This window comes from Lacisediminimonas sp. (assembly GCF_030645335.1).
GTDB lineage: Bacteria > Pseudomonadota > Gammaproteobacteria > Burkholderiales > Burkholderiaceae_D > Lacisediminimonas.
The window spans coordinates 1-8085 of the sequence record NZ_JAUSNH010000115.1; the positions used below are offsets into that span (position 1 = coordinate 1).

The following is an 8085-nucleotide window of genomic DNA, read 5'->3' on the forward strand; positions in this document are numbered from 1 at the left end:
CGCTGTCCATCGATCGGCAACGAAATTTCAATACGCTATGCGCTGTTCTTCGACATCGATCCGCAGCACAAGGGCCTGCTGCGGCTACAGCGTAGCAGTACCTTCAGCACGGGCGTGTTCACGCCGGAAGCCCGGCAACAAGTATTCTCTCTGTCGGCGCCATCGCGCCTGCGGCAATTCGCCGATTATGCTGCGCAGGGCGTATGGCATATCTGGATCGGCTTCGACCACATCCTGTTCCTGATGGCCTTGCTGTTGCCGGCAGTGGCGATCCGGAACAAGCGACAGTGGGAGCCGGTCGCGCGATTTGTGCCGGCGCTGGCCGATGTGGCAAAAATCGTCACCGCCTTCACGATTGCCCATTCCATCACGCTGACCCTGGCCACGCTAGGCTGGGTCAGTCTGCCCTCCCGCCTGGTTGAATCGACGATTGCGCTGTCGGTCATCGTTGCGGCGCTCAATAACATTTTCCCGATCTTTCCGGAGCGGCGCTGGCTGATGGCCTTCGCGTTCGGCCTCATTCATGGATTTGGATTTGCCAGCGTGCTGGGCGACCTCGGGCTGCCGGCCGGCTCGCTGATCCTGGCGCTGCTGGGATTCAATTTGGGTGTGGAGGCCGGCCAACTGGCGATTGTCGCCGGCTTCCTGCCATTGGCATGGTGGCTCAGGGGCACGCGTTTCTACCGGCGCGGCGTACTCATTGGCGGCTCTGCGCTGATCGCCGTGTTGGCTGCGATCTGGCTGGTAGAGCGGGCCTTCGACATCAAGTTGATGACCGGCTGAGGCTGACCAGGCAGCACGTGCCTGGCAGTATCAGCCGCAACCGCTTTCGAACGCCTCCGGCGCGACCTCGCACCATTCGCCGGGCATCAACGGATGGCTCTCCAGCGAAAACGGACCGATCGCAACCCGCACCAGCCTGAGCGTGGGCAGGCCCACGGCGGCGGTCATGCGGCGGACTTGCCGGTTCTTTCCTTCAGTCAGGCGCAGCACCAGCCAACTGGTCGGCTGATTGGCGCGTTGCCGCACCGGCGGGTCGCGCGGCCACAGCCATCCGGGTTCCAGCGCCGCACTGGCCTGGCACGGCGCGGTGCGGAAGTCGCCCAGATCAAGACCGTGCTCAAGACGGTCGAGCTGCTCGCGTGATACCTTGCCCTCGACTTGGACCAGATAGGTCTTGGTTTGCTTGCGCGCCGGATCCGCGATGGCATGCTGCAGCTTGCCGTCATCGGTGAGCAGGACCAGTCCCTCGCTGTCGGCATCGAGTCGCCCGGCCGGATAAATGCCGGGAATATCGACATGGCTGGCCAGGGTCGGACGCGTTGGATGCGCCGAAAATTGGCAGATCACTTCGAAGGGCTTGTTGAACAGGATCAGCATGGCTGCAGTCTAACGCGGCCAGGCCGTCGCCCATGTCACCGGACAAAAAAATCCCCGCGGTAGCGGGGATTAGAATCCGTCAGTACCAGCGCCAGAGGGTAATCAGGCGGCAGCTTGGATATTTGAAGCTTGCTTGCCCTTCGGACCCTGCGTTACCTCGAACTGTACTTTTTGCCCTTCTTTCAGGGTTTTAAAGCCATTCATTTGGATAGCCGAGAAGTGTGCGAACAGATCTTCGCCACCATCATCGGGGGTGATGAACCCGTAACCTTTGGTATCGTTGAACCATTTAACGGTGCCAGTTGCCATAGACGCTTTCAAGTTTGAACAATCACACGAGCCGTAAAAGCAAGAAGCCTCGCGTAACGCTGCCCCTACTCAAACCTGCTCAATTCTTATCAATAGTGCTTTTATGCACTAATTAACAAGTTGCATTCTTCGATGAAAAATAAAAAATGTCAAGAATTTTGGGACGCGCGTAAAAAGGGCAGGTATTTATGTCCGTTTTGCCCTTGATTTAGCGTTTTCAATCGTCATCTGCGAAGGGTCAAGAAACGGCGTAATATCGAGGCAAATGTCAAGGTTCGCGCCGTCGCGCGTTGCATGGGAAATTGAAGGCTTTAGAATAGACGCATGGCAACCAAGGATGAGAACGGCACCGCTGTTGTGCGAAAGGAGCAGAGTGAAAAACTCGAGCCGCCTCCGATGTATCAGGTACTCCTGCTCAATGACGACTACACTCCGATGGAATTCGTAGTGGCGATCATCCAGGAGTATTTCAACAAGGATCGCGAAACCGCGACGCAGATCATGCTCAAGGTACATCGCGATGGCAGGGGAATGTGTGGCGTGTACCCGAAAGACATAGCTAGCACGAAGGTTGAACTTGTATTGGCACACGCGCGCAAAGCGGGGCACCCCCTGCAATGTGTGATGGAGGAAGCATGATCGCCCAGGAACTGGAAGTAAGTTTGCACATGGCGTTTGTCGAGGCCCGACAGGCGCGTCACGAATTCATTACGGTGGAGCATCTGTTGCTCGCGCTGCTCGACAATCCGTCGGCGGCCGAAGTACTGCGTGCCTGCGCCGTCAACATCGAGGATCTGCGCAAGACCCTCACCAATTTCATCAGCGACAACACGCCGACCGTTCCTGGTACCAGCGAAGTCGATACCCAGCCAACACTGGGATTCCAGCGCGTGATCCAGCGCGCCATCATGCACGTGCAATCGGCGTCCAATGGCAAGAAGGAAGTCACCGGCGCCAATGTGCTGGTGGCGATCTTCGGCGAGAAAGATTCCCATGCCGTGTATTACCTGCACCAGCAGGGCGTGACGCGGCTGGATGTCGTGAACTTCATCTCGCACGGCGTGCGCAAGGACCAGCAATCCGATCCTCAAAAGGCGCCGGAAGGCACCGAAGAGGCACAAGCTGAAGCACAGCAGAAAGAAAGCCCGCTCGACCAGTTCACACAGAACCTGAACAAGCTGGCGGCAGAAGGCAAGATCGACCCGCTGATCGGGCGCGACCTTGAAGTCGAACGCGTCATCCAGACCTTGTGCCGTCGCCGCAAGAACAATCCGCTGCTGGTTGGCGAGGCTGGGGTGGGCAAGACCGCCATTGCCGAAGGCCTGGCCTGGCGCATCACGCAGGGCGAAGTGCCTGAAATCCTGCAGAATGCGGTCGTGTATTCGCTCGACATGGGTTCGCTGCTGGCCGGCACCAAATACCGCGGCGATTTTGAACAGCGGCTCAAGTCGGTGTTGAAGCAGCTGAAGGACAGCCCGCACGGCATCCTGTTCGTTGACGAGATCCATACCATCATCGGCGCCGGTTCGGCTTCCGGTGGCACGCTCGACGCATCCAACCTGCTCAAGCCGGCGCTCGCCAGCGGGCAACTAAAATGCATCGGCGCGACCACTTATACCGAATACCGTGGCGTATTCGAGAAGGATCATGCGCTGGCCCGTCGTTTCCAGAAGATCGACGTCAATGAGCCGACCGTCGAACAGACGGTGCAGATCCTGCGCGGCCTGAAGTCGCGCTTCGAGGAGCATCACGGCGTCAAGTACTCGGCGTCGGCGCTGACATCGGCGGCCGAACTGTCGGCCCGCTTCATCAACGACCGTCATTTGCCGGACAAGGCAATCGACGTCATCGACGAGGCTGGTGCTGCCCAGCGTATCCTGCCGAAGTCCAAGCAAAAGAAAACGATCGGCAAGTCCGACATCGAAGAAATCATTTCGAAAATCGCCCGCATACCGGCGCAATCGGTCAACCAGGACGACCGCGCCAAGTTGCAGACTATCGAACGCGACCTGAAGAACGTGGTGTTCGGGCAGGACAACGCCATCGAAGCACTGGCCGCAGCCATCAAGATGGCCCGTGCCGGACTCGGCAAGACCGACAAGCCGATCGGCTCCTTCCTGTTTTCCGGACCGACCGGCGTGGGCAAGACCGAAGTCGCCAAGCAGCTCGCCTTCATCATGGGCATCGAGTTGATCCGTTTCGACATGTCGGAGTACATGGAGCGTCATGCGGTCAGCCGGCTGATCGGCGCGCCGCCCGGATACGTTGGATTCGACCAAGGTGGTTTGCTGACAGAAGCCATCACGAAGAAGCCACATGCCGTGTTGTTGCTGGACGAAATTGAAAAGGCCCATCCGGACATTTTCAATATCCTGCTGCAAGTGATGGACCATGGAACGCTGACTGACAACAACGGACGCAAGGCCGATTTCCGCAACGTGATCATTGTGATGACCACCAACGCCGGCGCCGAAAGCCTGCAGAAGCGCACGATCGGGTTCACCGACAAGCGCGAGACCGGCGACGAGATGGCCGAGATCAAGCGGATGTTTACGCCCGAATTCCGCAACCGTCTTGATTCGGTCATCAGCTTCCGCGCGCTGGACGAAGAAATCATCATGCGCGTGGTCGACAAGTTCCTGATGCAGCTTGAAGAGCAACTGCACGAGAAAAAAGTCGAGGCGATATTTACCGAGAACTTGCGCCGCTTCCTGGCCAAGAAAGGTTTCGACCCGACCATGGGTGCAAGGCCGATGGCGCGTCTGATCCAGGACATGATCCGCAAGGCATTGGCCGACGAACTCCTGTTCGGCAAGCTCGTGACCGGCGGCAAGGTCACGGTCGACCTCGATGCCGACGACAAGATCAAACTCGACTTCTTCGAGGGCGACACGGCGCCACCGGCGTCACCAGCGGAGATCGTCGAGGTCGAATAGCCGGAGTTTGCCACGGCGGTATTTGCGACAAGAAAAAGCCCGGTTTGACCGGGCTTTTTCTTGTCCTCTACGAACCCTGGCGACCCGCCATTAAGGCAGCAGGGCCTGCCTGCCGGCTTGCTTGGCCTTGATCTCCGGTACGATTTTCCCGATCACGGACAACCGGTATTCGGTGGCCGGATGGATCGCCGTATACCCGTTGAGGATATTGGCCGGCACCTGGCGCGCCAGCTTCTCCCAGAAGCGGGGTGCATTTTCGTAGCGATAGCCGGCGCGTGCAACCATATAGAGCGCCAGCACATCGGCCGCCGCATCGAGTTCCTGCGGCATCGGCCGCAAGCCGGCCGCACCCGCCATTGCACTCATGTCGGGACGCACGCGCACCAGGTTGTCGATGATGTCGGCTGAAGTGGCGCCGGTTTTTTGCTTGCCGGGGTGCAGCAGCGAGTTGTGCGCCATTTCCTTGGCCAGCACCAGCGCGAGATCGTCATCCGACTGGGCGAAATTCATCATGCCGCGCGTGATCAAGACCCGCTGGCCGTCGCTATAGGCGTTGATATTGTCGGCATTGCCGAGTACGACGCCGTATGCGCAGGCACGCGTCAGGTTGATCGTCATCGGTACCGACGCACCGTTGCGCTGGATTACCGCGCTCACGCTGGACTTGCGGCTCACCATCGGTGCCAGCAAGGCAGCTGCCTGCCGTTCCGCATTCTGTCCGCCGGGAATTGGCTTGCCCTCGACAGAAACCAGCTTGTCGCCAGGCTTCAGGCCAGCACGTTGTGCGCCGCTATTGGGCAGTACGCCAAGCACTTGCAGCCGATCGTCGAGTCCGAGCAATGACTGCGCCGAATCGGCCAGCTCTGGCGACCAGGAATATTTATTCTTTGCAGTAAAGCCAAAAAGATTGCGCGCATTGTTGCCCTTGCACAGGTCCGGGTTGCTGGTCAGCAGCGGACCGGACACCCGATACAGCCGATCCTGGTAAGCGACCAGATTACGCAACAAGATCTGCTCTGCCGTCAGCGCCGGCGACTCGGGTGCTGTCGACAATACAGGACGCGGCATTTGCGTGGGTAGCAGCGGGCCGCTGGCGCAGCCGGCCAATAGCGCCAGCAAGCTCAGCAATGCGGCCGGCCGCAAGCAGCGGGTCCGGTCATTTGCATCTTGCAGCGTGCGCTTTTGGGTACGTTTTTGCGTACCTTGATGGCTGGCATCAGGCGAAGAGTCAAACGACGATATTGTTGTGTTCATGCTTTCCCTGTTTCAATGTTTGCCGGTACTGCCGAAGCCGCCACCGCCACGCTGGCTTTCGCCGAATTCATCCACCACGTTGAAGGCGACCTGCATGACCGGCACGATGACCAGCTGGGCCAGCCGCTCCATCGGGTTCAGTGTGAAGGCAGTGGCGCCGCGGTTCCAGGTAGAGACCATCAACTGGCCCTGGTAGTCGGAGTCGATCAGCCCGACCAGGTTGCCCAGCACGATGCCGTGCTTGTGTCCCAGGCCGCTGCGCGGCAGGATCAATGCAGCGTAAGCCGGATCGGCGAGGTGGATCGCCAGTCCGGTCGGCACCAGTTTTGTTTCGCCGGGGTTGATCACCAACGGCTGTTCGATGCAGGCGCGCAGGTCCAGGCCGGCACTGCCAGCCGTTGCGTAGGCCGGCATTTGCTCGCGCATGCGCTCGTCGATGATTTTTACGTCCAGTGTTTTCATGCAGTCCTCTTGCGATGCTCTTTGGCGGAAGCCGCTGGTGCGGCAGGTGAGGAAGGCGCCAGCGCCAGGCGGCGTGCGATTTCCTTCACCAGGTCGCGCGCCAGCGCCTGCTTGTCGCCCGCGGGCAGTGTGACATGGCCGGATTCGTCAAACAGCACCAGCTCGTTGGTATCCTGGCCAAAGGTACTGGGGCCAAGATTGCCGACCAGCAGCGGAACCGACTTTCGTTCCCGCTTGGCCCGGCCGTTCTCGATCAGGTTTTCCGACTCTGCGGCGAAGCCGACGCAATACGGACCGGCTGGCAGCGCAGCGACCGCCGCCAGTATGTCCGGATTCTGCTCGAACCGTAGTTGCGGCATGCTGCCATTGCCCTGCTTCTTGAGCTTTTGCGTACTCGCATTGGCAACCCGCCAGTCGGCAACAGCAGCCACGGCAATGAACACTTGCTGGCCGGCGATCGTCGCCATCACCGCATCATGCATCTGTTGCGCCGACTGTACGTTGATCCGGTGCACACCGGCCGGCGTTGGCAAGGAAACCGGTCCCGACACCAGGGTCACTGTCGCGCCCGCATGACGGGCGGCACGGGCCACTGCGTAACCCATTTTGCCCGAGGAGTGGTTGGTAATGCCGCGTACCGGGTCGATCGGCTCGAAGGTCGGGCCGGCCGTGACCAGTACCTTTTTTCCTGCCAGCACTTTTGGCGCAAATGCGCACACCAGTTCTTCCAGCAGGTCGGCCGGTTCCAGCATGCGTCCCATGCCGGTTTCGCCGCACGCCTGCGCGCCGGCTGCCGGGCCCAGGAGCGTGATGCCATCTTCGGCGGCCTGGCGGGCGTTGCGCTGTGTGGCCGGGTTTTGCCACATCTCGACGTTCATCGCCGGTGCAATGAACAGCCGGACCTGCGCCGGGCGCGCCACGCACAGCGTCGACAATAAATCATCGCAACTGCCGTGGACCAGCTTGGACAGGAAATCTGCCGAGCAGGGCGCAATGACGATGGCGTCAGCATCGCGCGTGGGGTCGATATGCGGCATGTTATTGGCAACCCGGCTGTCCCACTGATCGACATACACCGTGCGGCCCGACAGCGCCTGCATGGTGACCGCAGTGATGAAGCGGGTTGCCGCCTCGGTCATGACGACTTGCACTTGCGCGCCGGCGGCAATCAATGCCCGCGTCAGTTCAGCCGCCTTGTAGCAGGCGATGCCGCCAGTCAGGCCGAGAACGATTTTCTTGCCAGCCAGGTCCATGATCAAATCTCCGGTGGATGCCGCCTAGTGTAGCAGCGGGCCGAAGTGCGGCCCGGGTTCAGCAGCCGGTGCTGTCTGTTCAGCGCTTGCGCCGCAGTTCGTCGAGAATGAACAGTGCCGCCCCGATCACGATCGCGGTGTCGGCCACATTGAATGCCGGCCAGTGCCAGCCGCCGACGTGAAAATCGAGGAAATCGATGACATGCCCGTACAGGACACGGTCGATCAGGTTGCCGATGGCGCCGCCAAGGATCAGCGCTAGCGCCGTGCAGAACAGGCGCTGGCCGGCATTGCGGCGCAGCAAGTGGATGATGAAAACCACCGCGACCACGGCAATGCCGGTGAAGAACCAGCGCTGCCATCCACCCTGGTCTGCCAGGAAACTGAATGCCGCCCCCTTGTTGTAGGCCAGGACCAGGTTGAAAAACCCGGTGATCGTGCGCGAGTCGCCATAGTTCAGCAACTGGATGACGACGATCTTGGTCAGTTGA

General features: G+C 60.1%; 9 protein-coding genes. 3 read left to right on the forward strand and 6 right to left on the reverse strand.

Features of this window, described 5'->3' with window-relative positions; translation table 11 throughout:
* A partial coding sequence (locus Q7T64_RS08085) for a HupE/UreJ family protein (protein WP_304794056.1) occupies nt 1-783 on the forward strand: 783 nt, incomplete at its 5' end.
* A 30-nt stretch (nt 784-813) separates the two neighbouring features.
* On the opposite strand, the gene Q7T64_RS08090 is transcribed toward Q7T64_RS08085, so the two are convergent.
* Both Q7T64_RS08090 and Q7T64_RS08095 read right to left on the reverse strand, forming a co-directional pair.
* On the reverse strand, nt 814-1380 hold the full coding sequence (locus Q7T64_RS08090; protein WP_304794059.1) for a pseudouridine synthase: 567 nt from the start codon (nt 1378-1380) through the stop codon (nt 814-816).
* 102 nt (nt 1381-1482) lie between these two features.
* The gene (locus tag Q7T64_RS08095) at nt 1483-1689 is read right to left on the reverse strand and encodes a cold-shock protein (protein WP_304794061.1); all 207 of its coding nucleotides are present in this window, start codon (nt 1687-1689) and stop codon (nt 1483-1485) included.
* A 324-nt stretch (nt 1690-2013) separates the two neighbouring features.
* Here Q7T64_RS08095 and clpS point away from each other — a divergent pair, with 324 nt between their 5' ends.
* Nucleotides 2014-2328 (forward strand): ATP-dependent Clp protease adapter ClpS, encoded by a 315-nt coding sequence (gene clpS / locus Q7T64_RS08100; RefSeq protein WP_304794065.1) that lies wholly within the window; start codon nt 2014-2016, stop codon nt 2326-2328.
* A complete protein-coding gene (gene clpA, locus Q7T64_RS08105; RefSeq protein ID WP_304794068.1) occupies nt 2325-4625 on the forward strand; it encodes an ATP-dependent Clp protease ATP-binding subunit ClpA in 2301 nt (766 codons plus the stop codon). Before clpS ends, clpA begins: the two co-directional genes overlap by 4 nt.
* A 90-nt stretch (nt 4626-4715) precedes the next feature.
* Here clpA and Q7T64_RS08110 read toward each other — a convergent pair whose 3' ends face one another.
* The 4 genes from Q7T64_RS08110 to lspA all read right to left on the reverse strand — a co-directional run.
* Nucleotides 4716-5879 (reverse strand): M48 family metallopeptidase, encoded by a 1164-nt coding sequence (locus tag Q7T64_RS08110; RefSeq protein WP_304794071.1) that lies wholly within the window; start codon nt 5877-5879, stop codon nt 4716-4718.
* A gap of 12 nt (nt 5880-5891) precedes the next feature.
* The gene (gene dut / locus Q7T64_RS08115; protein WP_304794074.1) at nt 5892-6341 is read right to left on the reverse strand and encodes a dUTP diphosphatase; all 450 of its coding nucleotides are present in this window, start codon (nt 6339-6341) and stop codon (nt 5892-5894) included.
* Nucleotides 6338-7594, reverse strand: a complete 1257-nt coding sequence (gene coaBC, locus Q7T64_RS08120; protein ID WP_304794077.1) for a bifunctional phosphopantothenoylcysteine decarboxylase/phosphopantothenate--cysteine ligase CoaBC — start codon at nt 7592-7594, stop codon at nt 6338-6340. Before coaBC ends, dut begins: the two co-directional genes overlap by 4 nt.
* 79 nt (nt 7595-7673) lie before the next feature.
* On the reverse strand, nt 7674-8085 hold a 412-nt coding region (lspA, locus tag Q7T64_RS08125; RefSeq protein ID WP_304794080.1), incomplete at its 5' end, for a signal peptidase II.